This is a genomic window from Ravibacter arvi (assembly GCF_039540405.1).
Lineage (GTDB): Bacteria > Bacteroidota > Bacteroidia > Cytophagales > Spirosomataceae > Ravibacter > Ravibacter arvi.
The window spans coordinates 297319-317075 of record NZ_BAABEY010000018.1 but is presented as its reverse complement, the minus strand read 5'-3'; the positions used below and the strand labels follow the sequence as shown (position 1 = coordinate 317075).

The following is a 19757-nucleotide window of genomic DNA, read 5'->3' as shown; positions in this document are numbered from 1 at the left end:
AAGCGGCACACAAACGGCCGATGAATAAATAGCTCACAGCTCACAGCGGTCCGCCGCTGCGGCTCAAACCTTTTTATACAGATGAAGAAGAATATAATCTGTGCCGGCCTGCTGCTCGCAGGACTGATCGTGTCGTCATGCGACGACATGCTGTCGACCACTGACCCTACCAAAATTGACAAAAATCTTTTTTTCAAAAACGCCAAGCAGTTTGAACAGGCGGTCAACGGCGTTTATGGCCAGTTGCAGGGCATCACGAACGTAGCCTACCTTTGGGGCGAAATGGCTTCCGACAATACCGCGTTTGACTTTAACCCGGCCGACCGCGGCGGAGCCGCCGGCTGGGAAGCCATCGAGTACGGCACCGTCAACCCGGGGAACGGCGAAATATCGGGTCTCTATAACTCCCATTATGCTGCTTTATACAACGTAAACAATACCCTTGAAAGGTTGGCCGAAAGCGAGCTCGAAGCCGCCGTCCGCGAACCGTTCGAAGGACAGCTCAAATTCTTCCGGGCGTACTATTATTTTAACCTCGTGCGCTATTTCGGCGATGTGATCCTGCTCACCAACACGCTGAAGTCCTACAATGATGCCTATGACCTCCAGCGCGTTCCCCAGTCGGAAATATTTGCGCAGATCGAAAAGGACCTTACCGAAGCCGTCGCGCTGTTACCCGCAGCCTACACCGGCCAGGCCGGACGCGTAACCAAAGGCGCAGCGCTTACGCTCCTGGGCAAAGTTTACCTGACGGAAAAAAAATACGATGATGCTGCCAACACCCTCAGGGAGGTTACCAAACTGGGGTACTCGCTTGTGCCCGACTACGCAGATAACTTCAACCCGGCCCGGAAAAACGGCCCCGAGTCGATCCTGGAAGTTCAGTACCAGGGCGACAACGACCTTGGCGAGCAGAGTAATTTTTCATACGTTTTTGCGCCGCGGGCTTCGGGGGGTGTTGTTACCGGCTGGACAACGGTTGTCCCCAGCGGCAGGAACACGCCGACCAACGACATGATGGCGGCCTATGAAACCGGCGACAAGCGGAAGGATATCTCGCTGAAATCCGGTTACACCCGCGATGGAACGTTCTTCCCGGTACCCTATGTCAACAAGTACAACTACCCGCATACAATTGCCGGTCGAACCAACTCCAACTGGCCCGTATTCCGCTATGCCGATGTACTGCTCATGCTCGCAGAAAGTATCAACGAGCAGGCCGGTCCGACCGCCGAAGCGCTCGGTTTCATGAACCAGGTCCGTGAAAGGGCCGGACTCAAGCCGCTCAGCGGCCTCAGCAAGGAGGCTTTCCGGACGGCGGTGATGCAGGAAAGGCGCGTCGAGCTGGCATTCGAAAATCACCGTTGGTTTGACCTGAAAAGGGTAATGACTCCCGTGGAATTCGCGGCCTTTATGAACGCCCACGGCGCTCGCGAAAGGGCGAACCCGACTGTAACGCGCGGCAGTATCGGCTTCAGCGACCTGGACTATGTTTTCAGCCCGTTTGAATACCTGCTACCTATCCCGGCACAGCAAATCCTGATCAACCCTGCCCTGAGCCAGAATGAAGAATACAAGTAAAAAAAACACAAAATAATGACTATTGCCGCTTCCGAATCTTTCTGGCTTTTGCAACTTTTCGGCCGGTTCCATCCCCTGGTCGTTCACTTTCCGATCGGTCTGCTGTGCGTGGCGCTGCTGATGGAACTGATGGCGTGGCGAAACGCTTCGCAGGCCTACCATGCGGGTATCCGCGTATTGTTGCGGACCGGTTTCATTTCAGCACTGCTGGCCGTCGGTTTCGGCTGGCTGCTGGCGGCAAACGAAGGCTCAGAAGGTAGCGATCTTGAAATCCACCGGTGGGCCGGTATCGCCACATTGGTGCTGGCCGGCCTGACCGTGTTTTTTTTCGAAAGCAGCCGGCGGAACCTGTACCGGCTGGCGCTGTTTACCACCGTTGCCGGGATAACGGTCGCGGGCCACTACGGCGCTTCGCTCACCCACGGCGAAGACTATCTTTCCTCGGTTCTGCCCTCAGACCAGCCGCCGCCCGTCGCGGGTATCGTGTCTTTCGCAAGCCTGGGAGACAACCTCACCCCGCAGCAGGTCGAAGACCTGAATCTGCAGGTGCGGACTATTCTCGCCCACAACTGTTACAATTGTCACGGCGAGGCGAAGAAAAAAGGCGGTCTGAGACTTGATAGTAAAGATGCCATTTTCGCCGGCGGAGACAACGGCCCCGCTGTTGTTCCGGGAAACCTTCAGAAAAGTGAGCTTTTTCGCCGGATTACCCTTCCTGCCGGCCATAAAGAAATCATGCCTTCCAAAGGAAAGCTGCTTCCCGCCAACGAGATCGCCACTTTGAAGATATGGATAGAGAAAGGAGCACCCTGGCCGGAAGGCAAAGAAAAAAGCATCTACCGGGTTGCGGCGCTCGAGCCCCGTCTCCCCGAAATACCTGCGGCAACAGGTGAATATACGGCGCCGATCGACCGCTTCGTGAATGCCTATTTCAAAACCCGTGGCATTGCGTGGACCGCACCGGTTAACGACCGCACCTATATGCGCCGTGTATACCTGGATGTAATCGGGCTACTCCCGAAAGCCGAAGCGGTTGAAATATTTGCGGGCGATCCCGATCCGGATAAGCGCGAAAAGCTGGTCAAAGCGCTCCTTAAGCGCGACGATGACTATGCACAGCATTGGCTCACCTTCTGGAACGACATTCTCAGGAATGACTATTCCGGAACGGGTTATATCACCGGCGGGCGCCATGACATAACCCGATGGCTTTACTCCTCGCTGCGGGACAACAAACCCTATAACTGGTTTGTAAAAGAGCTGATCAGCCCCGACAAGACCTCGGAAGGTTTTATCAAAGGGATCAAATGGAGGGGAACCATCAATTCCAGTCAAAGCACGGAAATGCAGGCGGCTCAGAACGTAGCACAGGTTTTCCTGGGCCTCAACCTGAAATGCGCGTCCTGCCACGACAGTTTTATCAGCGACTGGACGCTTGAAGATGCTTATAGCTTTGCCACGATTTTTGCCGATTCTTCGCTCGAAATCCACCGCTGCGACGTCCCGACCGGGAAAAAAGTGGAAGGTCGCATGCTATTTCCCGAATTGGGTGAAATAAGCCCGGACGCCGCTCCGGACCAGCGGCTCAGGGAACTTGCGGAGTTCCTGACGCTCCCGAAAGACGGTCGCCTCTACCGTACATTGGTCAACCGTATCTGGGCGCAGCTGATGGGAAGGGGAATTGTGGAACCTGTCGACGTAATGGATAATGTACCCTGGAGTGAAGATCTTCTCGACTGGCTGGCTTACGATTTTGCAGAAAACGGCTATGATATCAAACGGCTGCTGGAGCAAATTCTGACATCAAAAACCTACCAGCTGAGATCTGTCTCAGTAAACGACCCCGCCGAACTGGTATCGGAAAACTTTCTCTTCAGCGGGATGATACGCAGGCGGCTCAGTGCGGAACAGTTTACGGACGCGATCAGCACCGCTTTCCACCCGGTGTACGGCGATTCTGCTATGGCCATCAAGCGCCTTCCCGAAGGGATTGCCGCTAGGATCCCCTTCCCGAGGGCTTCGCTGGTGATAAACGATAAATTTATGACCGCCCTGGGCCGCCCCAACCGCGAGACCGTCAGCACCAGCCGCATGTCGCAGGCGAACCTCCTGCAGGCCCTGGAGCTTACAAACGGCACAACATTCTATGAAACCCTCAAAAGAGGGGCAAAAGACTGGAAAAAGCGTTACCCTTCCTCAAAGGGACTTGTTACCGGGCTGTACCTGAATGCATACGGGCGGCAGCCCACCGGCGAGGAACTGGCGATCGCATCCAAAATTCTGGGCGACGTGCCCGATGAAAACGGTATACAGGACCTGGTATGGGCCATTGCGCTTTCTCCGGAATTCCAATTGATCCTGTAGACCGCCTATGCGACCGAATAACTGACCGGCGGGAAAGACCCGGGAAATCTACGAACGGCAATTGCGTGTAATTGACCATTCAGCCGCTCGAAATACGAATCAAATCCCCATTGCATCAATCATGGACCGCAGAAGCTTCATTAAAAATACAAGTGCCGCTACCATTGCCGCCTTAGCGGCAGGCGCTCCGATCCCTGCCATTTTATCAGGGTGCGGCAAAAAAGGAAAAGCAGGCGTCAATTCTACCGCCGACACGGTTATCCTTCTTTGGATGGCGGGAGGCATGGCCCATACCGAGACCTTTGACCCCAAGCGGTATACCCCCTTCGAAAAGGGCATGGCCGGAGACCGGGTCCTTAGCACATTCAAACCGGTACCCACCGCTCTCGACGGTATTTCTTTTTCCGAAGGCCTCGAATCCATAGGCAGCGTACTCGACAAGGGTACCCTGATCCGTTCGTACGTAGCCGCCGACATGGGCCATATCCTGCACTCCAGGCACCAGTACCATTGGCATACCTGCTATGAACCGCCGCAGACCGTAGCCGCACCGCACATCGGCTCGTGGATCGCCAGGGAACTCGGCCCCAAAAACCCCGTTATCCCGGCATTCGTTAACATCGGGCAACGCTTCACGGTAGGCGAAGCCGAAGAACTGAAAGCTTTTCATACTGCCGGGTTCCTCGGAAACGAATTCGGACCTTTCCTGATTCCTGACCCCCGGCAGGGTCTTGAAAGTGTCAGGCCGCCCGTGGGGATGGATGCCAAACGATTTGAACGGCGCAACCAGCTGTATAATGACCTGATCAGCAAAAGCCCGGTAGGAGAATACGGCAGCGATTATCAGAAAGAGTCGCTCCGGAGATCGATGGAACAGGCCTACAGGTTGCTCAATTCACCCGAATCAAAAGCGTTCGATTTGAATTCCGAACCAAAAGAATCATACGACCTTTACAACACCGGACGCTTCGGTCTTGGATGCCTGCTTGCCAAACGGCTCACCGAGCAGGGCGCCAGATTTATCAGCGTCACCACCGAGTATGAACCTTTTATGGGCTGGGATACCCATGAAAACGGGCACACCCGGTTAAAAGAGATGAAAAAACTCGTCGACCGCCCAATCGCACAGCTTATCCGTGATCTCGACCGGAGCGGACATCTCGACCGTACGCTCATCATCATTGCCAGCGAATTCAGCCGCGATATGATGGTAGAAGGAAGGCCCGATGCTACCGTACAGGAACAGGTAAATCAACCGGATATTCTCTCGGACCTCAAATTTTACGGCATGCACCGCCACTTTACAGACGGGTGCTCGATGCTGATGTTTGGCGGCGGGGTAAAAAAGGGATTTGTATACGGGAAAACGGCTGACGAGCGTCCCTGTAAAACCATTGAGAACCCGATCAGGATTGAACAGGTACATCAGACCATTTATCATGCGCTGGGTATCCCCCCGGACACGCAATACGAAGTGGAGAAACGCCCTTTTTATACCACTCCTGACGGGAATGGCAAAATTGTACCGGAACTCCTCCTGCGTGTATAAGAGAAGCACAAATTAATCATATTATATTTTTCTTAGTTCCAATTTTCGTAAATTAGTGACACAATCTCTCTGGTAAACTGATTTAACTCACTTGAGAAGAAGGCACCCGTTACTAAAAGACAACCTTTTTTATCTGGACCTCTGGCATAAGTCAAGGGCCGGGGACAAGATGGCCTTTTGCCAGCTTGGAGAGGATCATTATGCTTCGCTTTTTGCCTACGCCCAGAACTATACCCGGGACAAAGAGCTGATCAAGGATACCATCCAGGATCTTTATCTTCATCTATGGGAAAACCGCAGAAACGTTCACATAGAGCAAGTAACGATGTACCTGCTTCGCTCCATCCGCAATAACATCCTGCATACCTACCGCAAAGGGGAGTTTCACACAGATCTCCCCCATGCAGACTGGTTTCCGGATGCGGAAGGAAACACCATTGAAAGCGAGATCATTTCTACAGAAGTAAGCGCTACCAACCATTCAAGGTTGGAAAAAGCCATTTTGGACTTACCGGTCCGGCAGCGGGAGGTAATCTTCCTCAAGTATTACCAGGGGCTTGAAAATGATCAGATTGCTTCGCTCATCAACATCAACCGTCAGTCTGTTGCCAATCTACTTTGCAAGGCTTTAACCAAATTACGCCGGATTATCCCCCACCTCGTCCACGCAGGCGCCTGGATGCTCTGTTGGATGAGGGTCCCCCTTTGAACGGCGCAGCCCAGGCACGTGTAATTGGCAGCCGCCCAGCTCCGTCCGGTCACCCCTACCGGCAATCGTCGTGTTTTTTCCGGCCTTAATTTTTCTCAAGCCCCTCTTACATTTTTCTTCCGTCAGTTTCTGTTGTAATTTTGTATAAACCCGCAAGCAGCATCTTTTAAAAAAAATGACTACCGAATTCTTCAAATACCAGGGCGCAGGCAATGATTTTATCATGATTGATGACCGTAACCTTACTTTTACGGCCAAACAGGAACAGATTGCGTCGCTTTGTGACCGGCGGTTCGGCATCGGCGCTGACGGCCTGATCCTTCTCCGGAACGACCCCGGCTATGATTTCAGGATGGTTTATTTCAATGCAGACGGCGCGGAAGGCAGTATGTGCGGAAATGGCGGGCGCTGCGCGGTCCGGTTTGCCCGGGACCTCGGTATGGTCGGGGACTTCACACGATTTATAGCAGTAGACGGTGAGCACACGGCCGAATTGAATGACCAGGTGGTGCGACTGGGGATGAGCGACGTAAATGGTATCGAAACACTGGAAGATCATTATTTTACAAACACCGGCTCTCCGCATTATGTTGCCTTCGTAACTTCCGTGGATGAAACCGATGTCGTGGGTATTGGTAAAGCGGTGCGCTATGGCCCTGTCTACGGCCCCGAGGGCGGCACCAATGTTAATTTTGCCCAGGTAATTGAAAAGGATTACCTGAAAGTCAGGACCTATGAAAGGGGCGTCGAAGATGAAACCCTGGCCTGCGGCACCGGCGTAACCGCTTGCGCGCTGGTAGCGGCAGAATGCTTCGGCTGGGAAGGTCCGGTTGCGGTCCGGGTGCCCGGGGGAATGCTTTCAGTTGAATTTATACGGGGGACAGAACCGGGTAATTTTCGGGACATTTACCTTACCGGTCCGGCAGAATTCGTATTCAGCGGCGCTGTCTGACCGCTATTCCGCTTCCAGAATTCCACCTTTTAAATGGAATATCCTTTTGGAGTGCCATTCCGGTACCCGGCAGTAGTCCATGGCCGCAACCCGGCTCCGGGTTCCGTTGGAACAAATCACCAGTATCGTCTCAAAAGGCTCAAGCAACGACCGCCTTTGCCGTATTTCAGATAACGGGATATTAACCCCGCCTTCATTAAACTCCTCAAATTCCCAAGGCTCACGGACATCGACTGCAACGGCCCCCGCTTCGGAACGCATCGCCCGGAACTCCTGTAGCGTTATATCCTGGTAACTATTACGTGACATGTGTTGAATGCTTTCGTCTGAAGGGAAGGGAGGGAAATCGGAGGTCGGAAATCGGCCGCGCCCCGCAGGCTCGCTCCCATCCGATTTCTGAATTTTGATCTCCGATTTCCGAATTCTGATTTCCGATCTCCGATTTCCGATTTCCCCTTCATTGCAAAGGAAGAAATAAATACCCATTTTTGATAAATATTTTGACATCTCAGTCACCGGCAAAATTATGAGAAACAGATCTGGACGCTTTCTGATAGCGATTGTTATCGCACTCATCAGCTTGATCGGCTATTGGACCAAAACCCAGGAAAACCCGGTAACCGGCGAGAAACAGCGGGTAAGCCTCACCCCCGAACAAGAGGTGGCGATGGGGCTGCAGAGCGCTCCCCAAATGGCGGCAGAATTTGGCGGGCTTTACCAGGACCCCAAAGTCCAACAGGCAGTCAAGGCCATTGGCCAAAAAATTGTCAAAAACTCCGATGCTGCCCGCTCACCCTACCAGTATGATTTTCACGTGCTGGCCGATAGCCGGACCGTTAATGCTTTTGCCTTGCCGGGCGGCCAGATTTTTATCACCGCCGCGCTTCTCCAGAGATTGAAAACGGAAGACGAGGTAGCCGGCGTGCTTGGGCATGAGATCGGCCACGTGGTCGGACGGCATTCTGCCGAGCAAATGGCTACCCAGGAACTGATGTCAGGCCTGGCAGGGGCGGCGACCATTGCCATGAGCGACCCGGGATCTCCGAGCAATTCTGCCTATATTGCGCAGTACGTGGCCAATATGATCAACCTGAAATACGGGCGTGAAGACGAATTGGAATCTGACGACTTCGGCGTAAAATACCTCATTCAGGCCGGGTATAAGCCGGAGGCACTTCTCCAGGTAATGCACGTGCTCGAAGAAGCCTCCGGGGGGAACGCCCCTCCTGAGTACGCGAGCACACATCCCAGTCCCGCAAACCGAATGGAAAAAATTAAAGCGGCAATTGAAAAGTACAGCCGTAAGTAAATTGAATGGACAAATCTAATATCAAGCTTATCGTATCTGATGTAGACGGCACATTGCTGAACGCTTCGCATCAGCTCAATCCAAAGTTTTTTGATGTCTTCGAACAACTTTACGCCGCCGGCATCACTTTTGTCGTAGCCAGCGGCCGCCAATACCAGAATCTCCGGAAATTATTCGGACCAATTGAGGACCGGGTTATTTTTGCAGCCGAAAACGGCAGCTACGTAGTGTACCAGGGCAGGGAAATTCATTCCCAAACCCTTTCCAGCGAGCAAATTCAACAGCTGGTAGGCATTGGCAGAAACGTGCCCAGCGCGAATCTCGTGCTGTGCGGAAAAAAAGCCGCCTATATAGAAAACAATGACCCGGTTTTTATTAACCATCTTTCCACCTACTTCGAATCGTTCGAAATCGTTCCTGATATCAGGTCGGTTGACGACGATATTCTGAAATTTACGGTATGCGACCTTACCGGTTCCGAACAAAACTCGTATCCCAGCTTTGCTCATTTATTTGACCATTACCAGGTAAAAGTCTCTGCCGACACCTGGCTCGACATTTCAGACAAGCTGGCTCATAAAGGCAATGCCGTTTCCATGCTGCAAAATATGTACGGCGCCACGAAAGAGCAGACCATGGTATTCGGCGATTACCTGAACGATCTCGAAATGATGAATGAAGCTTATTTCAGTTACGCCATGGCCAACGGCCACCCTGAAGTCAAAGGTGTGGCGCGCTTCATCGCAAAGAACAACAACGAAGATGGTGTGCTTGAGGTGCTGGAACGACTGATTGGCATCATGGCCATCTAGTTCCCGGAAAAAATTGCGCCCGCCGGGAAGTCATATCCGCTCCGGGCTGTTCTTGTATAGAAAAGGAAATCACTTCTAACCCCGAACTACCATGCCAAACCCCTGGACCGGCAAGGGAAATCCCTATACCAGAAAAGAAGTCCGCGACCGGCTTCAGTCTACAATCGACAGTAAAAAGGCGATTATCGCCGCGGGTGCCGGAACCGGTATCAGCGCAAAATTTATAGAAAAAGGCGGTGCGGACCTACTGATCATTTATAACTCCGGCCGCTTCAGAATGTCCGGTCACGGCTCCACCGCCGGTTTGATGGCCTATGGCGACGCCAACGCCGTGGCAATGGAGATCGGCGAGTTTGAAGTGCTTCCGGTGGTGGAAGAAATACCGGTCATCTGCGGTGTTCACGGATCGGACCCCCGCCGCAGAATGTGGCACCACCTGCTGAAGGTAAAAGAGATGGGTTTTTCAGGAATCAACAATTTCCCGACCCACAGTATTGTCGACGGCCATTTCAGGCAGGTATTGGAGGAAACCGGCATGGGGTTCCACAAGGAGGTCGAAATGGTAGCGCTCGCTTCCAAAATGGACCTCTTCTCTATCGTCTACGTGGCCACCCCGGAAGAAGCCATCCAGATGGCGGATGCCGGCGCCGATGCCATCATCGCGCACGTCGGAACCACAGTGGGCGGCTCAATCGGCGTGGTAAACGCAACGGTAACCATGGAAATCGCCGCAGAGAAAACCCAGCGCATTATTGAGGCGGTCCGAGAGGCCAACCCGGATGTATTTTTTCTCACGCATGGCGGCCCGGTAAACACGCCGGAAGACGTTGTCGAAATTCTGTCCAGGACGGACGCACACGGGTTTGTGGGGGCTTCGTCACTTGAGCGAATGGGAGTTGAACAGTCGCTTACGGACCTTACCAAAACTTTCAAGGAAATCACATTGAAGTGATCCCGCAAAGAAAATAAACGGCCACCGTGCGTTTTTTCTTTGCAAGCTAACCGGGAAAAGTCTAAGTTTGCGCAAACATCAGATGATATGATGACATCATTAAAAAAAAGAAGCCTTTCGGATGAACTGGCGGACCGGCTGCGGGAGAAAATCCAGAAGGGTACTTACGGTCCGGGAGACAGGCTCCCTACGGAGCCGGAACTGATGTCCCTTTTTGAGGTAAGCCGGTCCACAGTGCGTGAAGCCATGCGCGTGCTCGCCAACTCCGGCTGGGTGAAAGTTCAGCAAGGACTTGGAACCTTTGTAGAATCCAATAACGTTTCGGGCGAGCCGCTTGGTCAGCGGCTTAAACGCGGCGAAGAAGAAGACCTGGAAGAAGTGAGAAGCCTGCTCGAATATCGCATTGTTGAAAAAGCTGCTGTTCATCGGACGGACGCGGACATCAGGCACATGCGGGAGTGTCTCAGACTGCGCCAGGTTCATGCACAGAAAGGAGAAACCGCGGCCTGTATTGAAATTGATCTTGAATTCCATTCACGTCTGGCCGCAGCCTCGGGCAACCCTGTGCTCGCCGATCTCTACCAGGCACTGGCCATCCGTTTAAAAAAATCTTTCCAGGACCGGTTTAAGAATGTAGAAAGCTTCGAAAAGACCCAGCGCCTCCACGAAGAACTGCTGGAAAATATTGTTTTGCGAAACGCTGAAAAAGCCACCGAACTGCTCAACCTTATCGTTCGCTCCTGAACCTGGAAAACCGCGCTTAATATCTCTCTTTATATGTCAACTGAACAAAACACCACAACACTTTCGGCCAGTCCGGCCCAAACAGCTTCGAAAACGGTGTATCCCGTTTTATTCGCCATAAGCTTTTCCCATTTACTGAACGACACGTTGCAGGCCATCGTCCCTGCAATCTACCCGATCCTGAAGGAAAATTTTCACCTCACCTACATGCAGATCGGGCTGATTACCTTTGTATTCCAGATGACGGCCTCCGTATTTCAGCCTGTGGTCGGAAACTATACCGACAAGCACCCGGCACCCTACTCGCTTACACTGGGGATGCTTTTTACACTCGTCGGGCTGCTGGTTCTATCTGTTGCCAATTCCTTTATACTCGTCCTGGTCAGCGTAGCCATAACTGGTTTCGGATCTGCCATTTTCCACCCCGAAGCTTCTCGTATGGCCTTTATGGCCTCCGGAGGAAAACGCGGCATGGCTCAGTCGCTTTTCCAGGTAGGCGGAAATGCGGGGAGCGCAATTGGCCCCTTACTGGCGGCTTTAATCGTGGCCAGCTACGGTTTGGGCGCTATCAGCTGGTTTTCGGTATTGGCGCTGCTGGGCGGGCTGATCCTTTTCTATCTGGGTCGGTGGGCCTTTAGAAACCGGCACTTGCGCCTGAGCAAAAAAGCCGGGCAGGCGGTTCTCGAGGGAATCTCTGAGAAGAGGATCAACTTTGCGCTGGCGGTGTTAATGGTGCTCGTATTTTCCAAGTATATCTACATGGTTTGCATAGGAAGCTATTATACTTTTTTCCTGATCGACAAATTCGGAATTGGTATCCAGGAGTCGCAATATTACCTGTTTATCTGCATGGCGGCGGTTGCTATAGGCACCTATGCGGGCGGACCGATCGGCGACCGGATCGGGCGCAGGTATGTGATCTGGTTTTCGATTCTTGGCGCTGCGCCTTTCGCCCTGCTCCTCCCCTACGCCAACCTGTTTTGGACCAACATCCTGGCGGTGATGGTGGGCTTAATCCTGTCGTCAGCGTTTTCTGCTATCCTGGTGTACGCACAGGAACTAAAACCGGGCAAAGAAGGCACCATAGCCGGGCTGTTCTTCGGCTTTGCCTTCGGAGTAGCCGGAATAGGATCTGCACTGCTGGGCATGCTGGCGGACGCCACAACACTTGAATTCCTGTTCAAAACCTGCTCTTTTATGCCGCTGCTGGGCATCCTGGCGATTTTTCTGCCGAAGATCAGGCAGGAGTAGGAGTGAGGGGTGAGGTATGAGTTGCGGGTTCGCCCTTATTGCTCACCCCCGCTAGGGATATCGCAGCGGATGCAGCTCATAAGTTATTTTTTCGGTGGCTTTGCCTGTGATCTCGGTACGTGCGGGAACTCCTGAAGAATTTGAAGGCATTTTGTAAAAATCTACACCGATCGGGACATTGAACGGGTTGCTAAGCAGAAGTGAGTTCTCGCCAAACTGAGGGGCATACTCGTATTTTAAAGTATAAAACGTCCGGTCACCCCATTTCAGCTCTATTAGCTTCCCGATACCGTTGCCTTTAACAACGCTTTCGTAATCAATGTTCTGATTCCAGATCGGGGCAAAGGAAGAAACCATGATCTCAAGTACGCAAGCGGTGATATCAATTCTGGCAATACCGGTCCGACTACCGGCTTTTGCCATTACCCTGACTTCACCAATCACCTGTGAAAGCTCGTTGACGGTGTAAACCCCATCGTCGCTGATACTGCCATAGCGCTCGATATGTCCGTTCTGCCTCGTGAAATAAGGAACACTCCATTCGGCGCCGGAAGGTTCACCAACCAACCTGAACGAAATTTTTTCCGAGTCTTTACCCAGTAACCTGTAGTTCCCGACTTTTGCAGGCGTTATCTCCAGCGAATCCACCGCCTTTGCCTTAAGAACAAACAATTCGGTCACGGAAACAGATTCATTTTCTTCATCTTTAAATGAATATTTCAACGTAAATGATTCATCCTTGTCCGAGCTGCTCTCAAAAGTGAGTACCAATGTGTCTGCAGCTACCTCACTGCGCTTAAACATCACAGCGCTATTGTCGCTGATTACAGCCGTTATGCTTTGTGCCGGAACGGTTATTGTTTTTTCTCTGCCTGTAACTTCCCTTAGGTTAAACACATCTCCGGAAAATACCTTTAACTGCTTAAGCACCTTGGCTATCGCCACAATTTTATCGTTCAGATCGAAAAGTCTGACCAGCCGGGGGTCGCCCGCGTCCTCCTTTCCAATGGTTCTGTAAGTACTGCCAACCACTATCCGGTAGGGCTTTTCACGGTAAACTTCTCTTGCGGCCACCCTATTCGCGAAAATCTGTCCTACCGCCCCCGTTCTTGCGGCATTTACCTGCGACAGGTCCATAATTTTACTCCAGGCAACTTTCAGGATGACTGCGGCATAAACCAATACCGCCGCCCCCACCAGAACACCCAGCGCACCGCCTGTCATCAATATTCTGCCCAACGCACCTAAAAAAACCGCCTTGGCGCCCTCCTTGCTTACGATAGCCTCGGCCGCCGCCAGAAAGCCGTTCAACAACTCCCCTTCCCTGCCCTTTCGAAAATTTTCCCCGAATGCCATCGCGCTGGAATTCGCTTGCAGAAACCTTGCCAGGGCCTTCCTTTCTGCTTCTGTCGCGGCGGCCACATCCATTTGAAATTTTTCAAGCAATACTTTCAGCGCGGCGATTTCCTGTGCATTAACAACATTATTGGATGGAACCGTTGAAATCCGGAGGTGCTGTTCGAGAAATTCTATATGCGCTGTTATGCCCTTTTTGAACGCCGCTATCGGGACGTTGATATCGGAGACAACGGTTGTCCGTATACTATACTTTGCGCGGTAGGCTTTTTCACCCGCCCTGAAAGACAACGCGTGAACACCTGGGGAAACATCCGGAACTACAAATGAGAGGGTATCTCCGCTGGCAAAAAGCTTCAATTTTATACCTCCAAGATCCGCTTCAATTACAGCGTTACCGAAATGCTCACCGCTGGCGACAAGCTGAACCAGTTCGGACTGCGACACGTCTTTGTTGTGTGTTACTATTTCCGTACCGTTAAACTCCTGGTCCGGATCTTGTTTTTTCGTGTCTTTACAGGCCAGAAAAAAGACGCAGAGCACTACAGAAAGCGCAATTCGCGAAGAGCTAAAGCGGTTCATTTTCATATTATTAAGAAGGAAGGTTTTAACTATTTTCCGGACGGATGGCCAAGCAACCGGCGGGATAATAAACCCGATTGCAATGGGCAATGGCCTTTGCCGGGATCTCTTCCACGACAGAGGCCGATGAACGGATTACCCCGGCAATTTGCATTAAAAATTCATCCGCGAGATATTAATTTTATTATTTCCACAAAAAATTATCTTTTATTTGCAACGTTCCAAATGCGATGAAAGACGCCGATCACCAACATATTGACAAAGCCCTGTGGTCGCTCTTGAAAAAAGGCGATGAAAATGCCTTTGCCGAACTTTTTGAGGCCCATCATCGCGCGCTGTATAATTATGGGCTGAAACTCTTGCCTGGCTCGCCGGGCACGGTCGAGGACGCTATCCAGGATCTTTTTATTGACATCTGGCGGTTGCGGGGTTCCCTGACCAACGAAATCAGCTCCGTCAGGTTTTACCTCTACCGGTCTTTACGGCGAAAGGTCTGCCTGGCTGCAAAAAGAAACCCTTTCCTGCCTTCCGTACCGATCGACGCGAATACCCTTTCGATTTCGGAAAAAAGCCCCGAAAGCCTGGTAATCCGGGACGAATCCCTTCACATCCGGAACGCAAGGCTCAGGGAAGTACTGGACAAATTACCGGACCGTCAACTGGAGGCCATTACGCTGAAGTACCTGGAGGGCTTTGAAATTGCCGAGATTGCCCGGATCATGGAGGTAAACGAAAAATCGGTACGCAATTTCCTTTACAAAGGACTGTGCACGCTAAAAAGCCATAAAAACTGGCTTGAATTATCGCCCGAAGCACTTTTTGGAATGGCGACCCTGCTGACACTATACCCGTAAAACGCCTTTTTTAACCGCTTCCTCCGGCCCTTCCAAACACCGTCCGGCCGGGAAATCATAAGTTTTTCAATTTTTTTCTTCATAAAAAGGAGTCATTTCCTGTTTGCGCCGCTCTGTATAAGTACCAGCCTAAACTGAAACAGGATGTCTCAACCCCCTTACCCGCTTCTTGATCTCATACGGGACGATGATTTCATTACCTGGGTGAGAAAACCGAATCCGGAAAGCAATGCCTTCTGGCAGCGATATCTGGAATCCTATCCCCGGCAAAAGGCTACCGTTGAGCTAGCCCGACAGTACATCAACCTCATTGCTGAAGACACCGGCCGGGACCTGCCGACTATGAAGCAGCGCAAAAAAATGTGGGAAGAAGTAAAAAATACCATCAGAAGCGAAAATTCAGACAACTAACCTCCCGCCATTCCACCCGATATGACCATTCGACCCAACCTCTTAGCCTGCTGTCTCAGCATCCTGTTCATCTTCGGCTGTGCCGGCAGCCGCCAGCAATCCCCAAAAAAAACGGCTACCGTTCAACCCCGTCGTGCAGAAGTGCTCTTCCTGGGGCACCACAGCAAACACCATGACGCAGATAAATTTGCTCCCTGGCTATCCATAAAACTCTTCAGAAGCGGGGTCAACACCACCTATACCACTCAACTCGAAGACCTTAATCCCGAAAACCTCGCCAAATTCGACGGCCTGATCATCTATGCCAACCACGAATATTTGCCGCCGGCCCAGGAAGCAGCACTGAAACAGTTTGTATCAGCCGGCAAAGCCCTTATTCCGCTGCACTCAGCTTCGGGTTGTTTCCGTAACTCAGACTGGTACATCAGCACCATCGGCGGCGCGTTCGACTCCCACAAGACCGGTACTTTCAAAAACGTGATCGCCAATGCCAGACACCCGGTTATGGCCGGGATTACAGAATTTGAAACCTGGGACGAAACCTATGTTCACAAACGTATCAACCCGGATATTGAAATCCTGGGCTACCGCGTGGAAGGCGACCGCAAAGAACCCTACACCTGGGTCAGGACGGAGGGTAAAGCCCGCGTTTTCTATACCGCCTACGGTCACGAAGACAAAACCTGGACCCATATCGGGTTTCTCAACCTGGTCAGGAACGGGGTGCTGTGGGCGCTCGGCGACGAGGTACAGGCCGGCATCCGCGCCCTGAATATCCGGGATGTGGACATCTACAACGCCGACACCATTTCCAAGTATGCCCAGCGACATGTTGTCCCTAAAATACAGGAACCGCTTTCTCCCGCTGAAGCGCAGAAAATTATGCAGGTCCACCCGGATTTTGACCTGGTATTGTTTGCTGCCGAGCCTGATATTATTAACCCGATCGCCATGACCTGGGACGAACGGGGGCGACTGTGGGTGGTTGAATCCGTGGACTACCCGAACACCTTTGTCGAAACCGACGGCGCGGCCAATGACCGGATCAAAATCTGCGAAGATACCGACGGTGACGGCAAAGCGGACAAATTTACCGTGTTCGCCGACAGCCTGAATATCCCCACCAGCATTGTCCTGATCAATGGGGGCGCTCTGGTTTCCATGGCGCCGAATTTCATTTTCCTGAAAGATACCAACGGCGATGACCGTGCCGATCTTCGCGAAACCGTTATAAGCGGCTGGGGAAAGTTTGATACCCATGCCGGACCTTCCAACCTGCTGTACGGCTTTGACAACAAAGTGTGGGGCGTCGTCGGGTACTCGGGATTCAATGGCACAATTAACGGCAGTAAGCACCGGTTTCCGCAAGGCTTGTACCGGTTTAAACCCGACGGAACCGACTTTGAATACCTGGGAAGCTCCAGCAATAATACCTGGGGCCTCGGCCTGACGGAAGACAATAACGTGTTTATTTCCACGGCGAACAATACCCACAGCGCCTATTATTCGATGCCCATGCGCCTGTTCCACAAAAGCCTGGCCGGCGACCAGAAACCAGTGCAGGCCATTCAGAAAATTGACGGGCATTACGAAGCCCACCACCTGACCCCGAACTCCCGGCAGGTTGACGTAACCGGCGGCTTCACCTCCGCGGCAGGGCACCGGTTTTACACGGCCCGGAATTTTCCCAAATCTTATTGGAACCGCGTTGCCTTTGTCAATGAACCTACCATCCGACTGGTCCACAATGCGCTGATAGAGAGAGACGGAGCAGGCTTCAAAGAAGCCGACGGCTGGAACCTGACGGCAAGCTCCGACGAATGGTTCGGACCGGTTTACACCGACGTAGGCCCCGACGGTGCGGTCTGGGTTGCCGACTGGTACAATTTTATTATTCAACACAATGTTTTTGTCCCCCGCCAATCGCCCTCCGAATTCATTTTACCATTTAACGACCAGCCGCACGGACAAGGAAACGCGTTCAGCAGCCCGCTCCGCGATACCAACCACGGCCGGATTTACAGGATTGTTTACAAGCATGCAAAAAAGCATCCCCCCCTGAAACTTTCAAAAACCGATTTGCCGGGCCTTCTGGCTGCACTGGAAAACGACAACATGTTCTGGCGGATGACTGCGCAGCGCCTGCTTGTCGAATCACAAAACCGCCAGGCGCTCGACGGGCTGTGCCGGCTCATAGAAAAGCAGCTGGTAGACGAAGTCGGGCTCAACAGCCCTGCGGTACACGCGCTCTGGACTTTGCACGGATTGGGCCTGATAGAGGATCAAAAAGCACTCGCAGCGGCCAAATCGGCGCTCCTCCACCCTGCCGCCGGCGTCCGGAAAGCAGCCGTCCAGGTACTCCCGAAAAACGACTCCTCGTTTCGCGCCCTGTATTCAGCGGGCATGCTACAGGATGCTGACCTGAATACAAGGCTCGCCGTTTTCGTAGAACTGGCCGCTTACCCGGCCTCCGAGAAAATTGGAAAAGCACTCTTTGAAGCTGCGCAAAATCTTCAGAACAGCTCGGATAAATGGCTTTCTAGAGCGTTGTTTGCCGCAATAGACCAGCATTCGACGGGCTTTGAAAAAGCTTTGCGGGATGAACCTGAACCGGGCGCCTTCGTGCATGCGGTGAGCCAGTCGCTGAAAAAGTCGGTCTACCCCGTTCCGCGCTCCGTCCTTTACCAGGATGCTCCGAAAATTGCCGGGAAGGCATTCAGCTTTTCCGCCGATCTCAGTAAACCGGCCGACAAACCTCTGGCGGGCTTTATTGTCGGCCAGGGAAACCGCGAAAACGGTTATGCGGTTTTTGTAAAAGACGGGAAAGTCAATTTTACCGTAAACCAGCATGGCAGGCATGTAAATGCGGTGTCGAAAACGAGCCTGCCCGAAAAATTCTCCGTCAGGGTGGCGCTTCATAAAAGCGGGAAAATGACCATACACATTAACGGCGAAGAAGCGGGGACCGCCGAAGCAGCCGGCCTTTTTCACCAGAACCCTGGTTACGGATTCAGGTCGGGCGGTGACTTCCAGGCGGATGAGGCGCCCATAGGCGATTATACCGGGAGTTTTGAACTGGCCGGAAATTTTCAGAACGGAGCACTCGAAGTAACTGACCCCGAAACGGAAAGCAAGCCTGCCGCCGCGCATATGCACAGGGATCGGGATGTGACCTACCTGGTTCTGAAGGCAGTTCCCGACATGATGGCCTACGATCAGAAATTACTGACCGTAAAAGCGGGGAGCAAGGTATCCATTACGTTCGACAACCAGGATGCCATGCAGCACAACCTCCTGGTCATCCGGCCAGGCTCGTTGAACCGCGTGGGCAAAGCCGCTGATGAATTGCTCAGAGACCCGAAAGCCTTCGAAAAACAATATGTGCCTGCCACGCCTGACATTCTGTATTCAACAAAGCTCATTGAGCCTGGTGCAGTGGTTTCACTGGAGTTTACAGCGCCTGCGCAAACGGGCGATTATCCGTACGTCTGTACCTTCCCGGGACATTGGCGTGGCATGAACGGTATACTCCGTGTAGTTCGCTGAAGCCGGTCCGGTGACTTTTTTATTTTAAAACAAAACGCATTTCTATGTTTCGGTCTGTTTGCCAAAAATGCTTCTGTCTCGGCCTTCTTACCCTGGCCATCCTGTTTACATCGGTAGCGGGTTCAGCGCTTCCGCAAAAAAGGAAGCCGCTTCGGGTCCTGCTGGTAGGCGGTGGGGCTTCTCATGATTTTAACAAATGGTACAAGGGGGCGGATGTCAAAACCCTGGAGGAAAACGGTTTCGCACGGGTTACCTACACCGATCAGCCTGCAGAAATTCTCGGCCATCTCGCCGAAACTGATGTGCTGGTCCTCAGCAACAACCAGCCCATTCCGGATGAAGCAACCCGAAAGGCTATTTTTGATTTCCTGGATCGCGGTAAAGGCGTTGTTTTACTCCATGCCGCAATCTGGTACAATTGGAAAGACTGGCCCGAATACAACCGGGAGATTGTTGGGGGCGGTTCGGCGGGACATGAAAAATACGGCTCGTTCCGGGTGATCCCGACGCCCGGGAAAAAACATCCGATCATGAAGGGAATTCCCGGCGAATTCAGCCTGGAAGACGAACTTTATTTCCACAAAATTGATCCCGGCGGAGCCAAAGTCGACGTACTGGCTTCGGCACAAAAGCCCGGCAAAACGGAAACCTTTCCAAGCATTTTTACAGTTGCACATCCCAAAGGCCGGATTGCCGCTATTGCGCTGGGGCATGACGCGGCCTCTCACGAGCTGGACATCTACCGGACACTGCTCCGGAATACTGTACGATGGGCAGCCCGTTAG

General features: G+C 52.4%; 16 protein-coding genes. 14 read left to right on the top strand and 2 right to left on the bottom strand.

The window, feature by feature from the left end; genetic code table 11:
• Positions 1–81 precede the first annotated feature (81 nt).
• The 5 genes from ABD852_RS09840 (at position 82) to dapF (ending at position 7155) form a co-directional block, all read left to right on the top strand.
• Complete coding sequence (locus ABD852_RS09840; RefSeq protein WP_345028276.1) at positions 82–1581, top strand: RagB/SusD family nutrient uptake outer membrane protein; 1500 nt, start codon at positions 82–84, stop codon at positions 1579–1581.
• 15 nt (positions 1582–1596) lie between these two features.
• Positions 1597–3945 carry a DUF1549 domain-containing protein gene (locus ABD852_RS09835; protein ID WP_345028275.1) on the top strand — a complete coding sequence of 783 codons (2349 nt, stop codon included), beginning with the start codon at positions 1597–1599 and terminating at the stop codon, positions 3943–3945.
• 121 nt (positions 3946–4066) lie between these two features.
• Positions 4067–5494: a DUF1501 domain-containing protein gene (locus tag ABD852_RS09830; protein WP_345028273.1), complete on the top strand. Its 1428-nt coding sequence runs from the start codon at positions 4067–4069 to the stop codon at positions 5492–5494.
• 91 nt (positions 5495–5585) lie between these two features.
• Positions 5586–6203 carry an RNA polymerase sigma factor gene (locus tag ABD852_RS09825; RefSeq protein WP_345028272.1) on the top strand — a complete coding sequence of 206 codons (618 nt, stop codon included), beginning with the start codon at positions 5586–5588 and terminating at the stop codon, positions 6201–6203.
• Between the two features lie 175 nt (positions 6204–6378).
• Positions 6379–7155 (top strand): diaminopimelate epimerase, encoded by a 777-nt coding sequence (gene dapF / locus ABD852_RS09820; protein ID WP_345028271.1) that lies wholly within the window; start codon positions 6379–6381, stop codon positions 7153–7155.
• 3 nt (positions 7156–7158) lie between these two features.
• Here dapF and ABD852_RS09815 read toward each other — a convergent pair whose 3' ends face one another.
• Entirely contained in the window at positions 7159–7464 is a 306-nt protein-coding gene (locus ABD852_RS09815) for a rhodanese-like domain-containing protein (RefSeq protein ID WP_345028270.1), read from the bottom strand.
• Between the two features lie 217 nt (positions 7465–7681).
• On the opposite strand from ABD852_RS09815, the gene ABD852_RS09810 reads away from it, so the two are divergent.
• The 5 genes from ABD852_RS09810 (at position 7682) to ABD852_RS09790 (ending at position 12223) form a co-directional block, all read left to right on the top strand.
• Positions 7682–8464: a M48 family metalloprotease gene (locus tag ABD852_RS09810; RefSeq protein WP_345028269.1), complete on the top strand. Its 783-nt coding sequence runs from the start codon at positions 7682–7684 to the stop codon at positions 8462–8464.
• Between the two features lie 5 nt (positions 8465–8469).
• Complete coding sequence (locus tag ABD852_RS09805) at positions 8470–9276, top strand: HAD family hydrolase (protein WP_345028268.1); 807 nt, start codon at positions 8470–8472, stop codon at positions 9274–9276.
• Positions 9277–9367: 91 nt separating this feature from the next.
• Positions 9368–10228, top strand: coding sequence for a phosphoenolpyruvate hydrolase family protein (locus ABD852_RS09800; protein WP_345028266.1), 861 nt, complete (start codon positions 9368–9370; stop codon positions 10226–10228).
• Positions 10229–10315: 87 nt separating this feature from the next.
• Positions 10316–10972 carry a FadR/GntR family transcriptional regulator gene (locus ABD852_RS09795; RefSeq protein WP_345028265.1) on the top strand — a complete coding sequence of 219 codons (657 nt, stop codon included), beginning with the start codon at positions 10316–10318 and terminating at the stop codon, positions 10970–10972.
• A 33-nt stretch (positions 10973–11005) separates the two neighbouring features.
• Complete coding sequence (locus ABD852_RS09790; RefSeq protein WP_345028264.1) at positions 11006–12223, top strand: MFS transporter; 1218 nt, start codon at positions 11006–11008, stop codon at positions 12221–12223.
• 51 nt (positions 12224–12274) lie between these two features.
• Here ABD852_RS09790 and ABD852_RS09785 read toward each other — a convergent pair whose 3' ends face one another.
• Entirely contained in the window at positions 12275–14161 is a 1887-nt protein-coding gene (locus tag ABD852_RS09785) for a hypothetical protein (protein ID WP_345028263.1), read from the bottom strand.
• A gap of 230 nt (positions 14162–14391) precedes the next feature.
• Here ABD852_RS09785 and ABD852_RS09780 point away from each other — a divergent pair, with 230 nt between their 5' ends.
• The 4 genes from ABD852_RS09780 to ABD852_RS09765 all read left to right on the top strand — a co-directional run bounded on the left by ABD852_RS09780 (position 14392) and on the right by ABD852_RS09765 (position 19757).
• Entirely contained in the window at positions 14392–15015 is a 624-nt protein-coding gene (locus ABD852_RS09780; RefSeq protein ID WP_345028262.1) for an RNA polymerase sigma factor, read from the top strand.
• Between the two features lie 144 nt (positions 15016–15159).
• On the top strand, positions 15160–15426 hold the full coding sequence (locus ABD852_RS09775) for a hypothetical protein (protein ID WP_345028261.1): 267 nt from the start codon (positions 15160–15162) through the stop codon (positions 15424–15426).
• A 21-nt stretch (positions 15427–15447) separates the two neighbouring features.
• Positions 15448–18972 carry a PVC-type heme-binding CxxCH protein gene (locus ABD852_RS09770; RefSeq protein ID WP_345028258.1) on the top strand — a complete coding sequence of 1175 codons (3525 nt, stop codon included), beginning with the start codon at positions 15448–15450 and terminating at the stop codon, positions 18970–18972.
• Between the two features lie 44 nt (positions 18973–19016).
• Entirely contained in the window at positions 19017–19757 is a 741-nt protein-coding gene (locus tag ABD852_RS09765) for a ThuA domain-containing protein (protein ID WP_345028257.1), read from the top strand.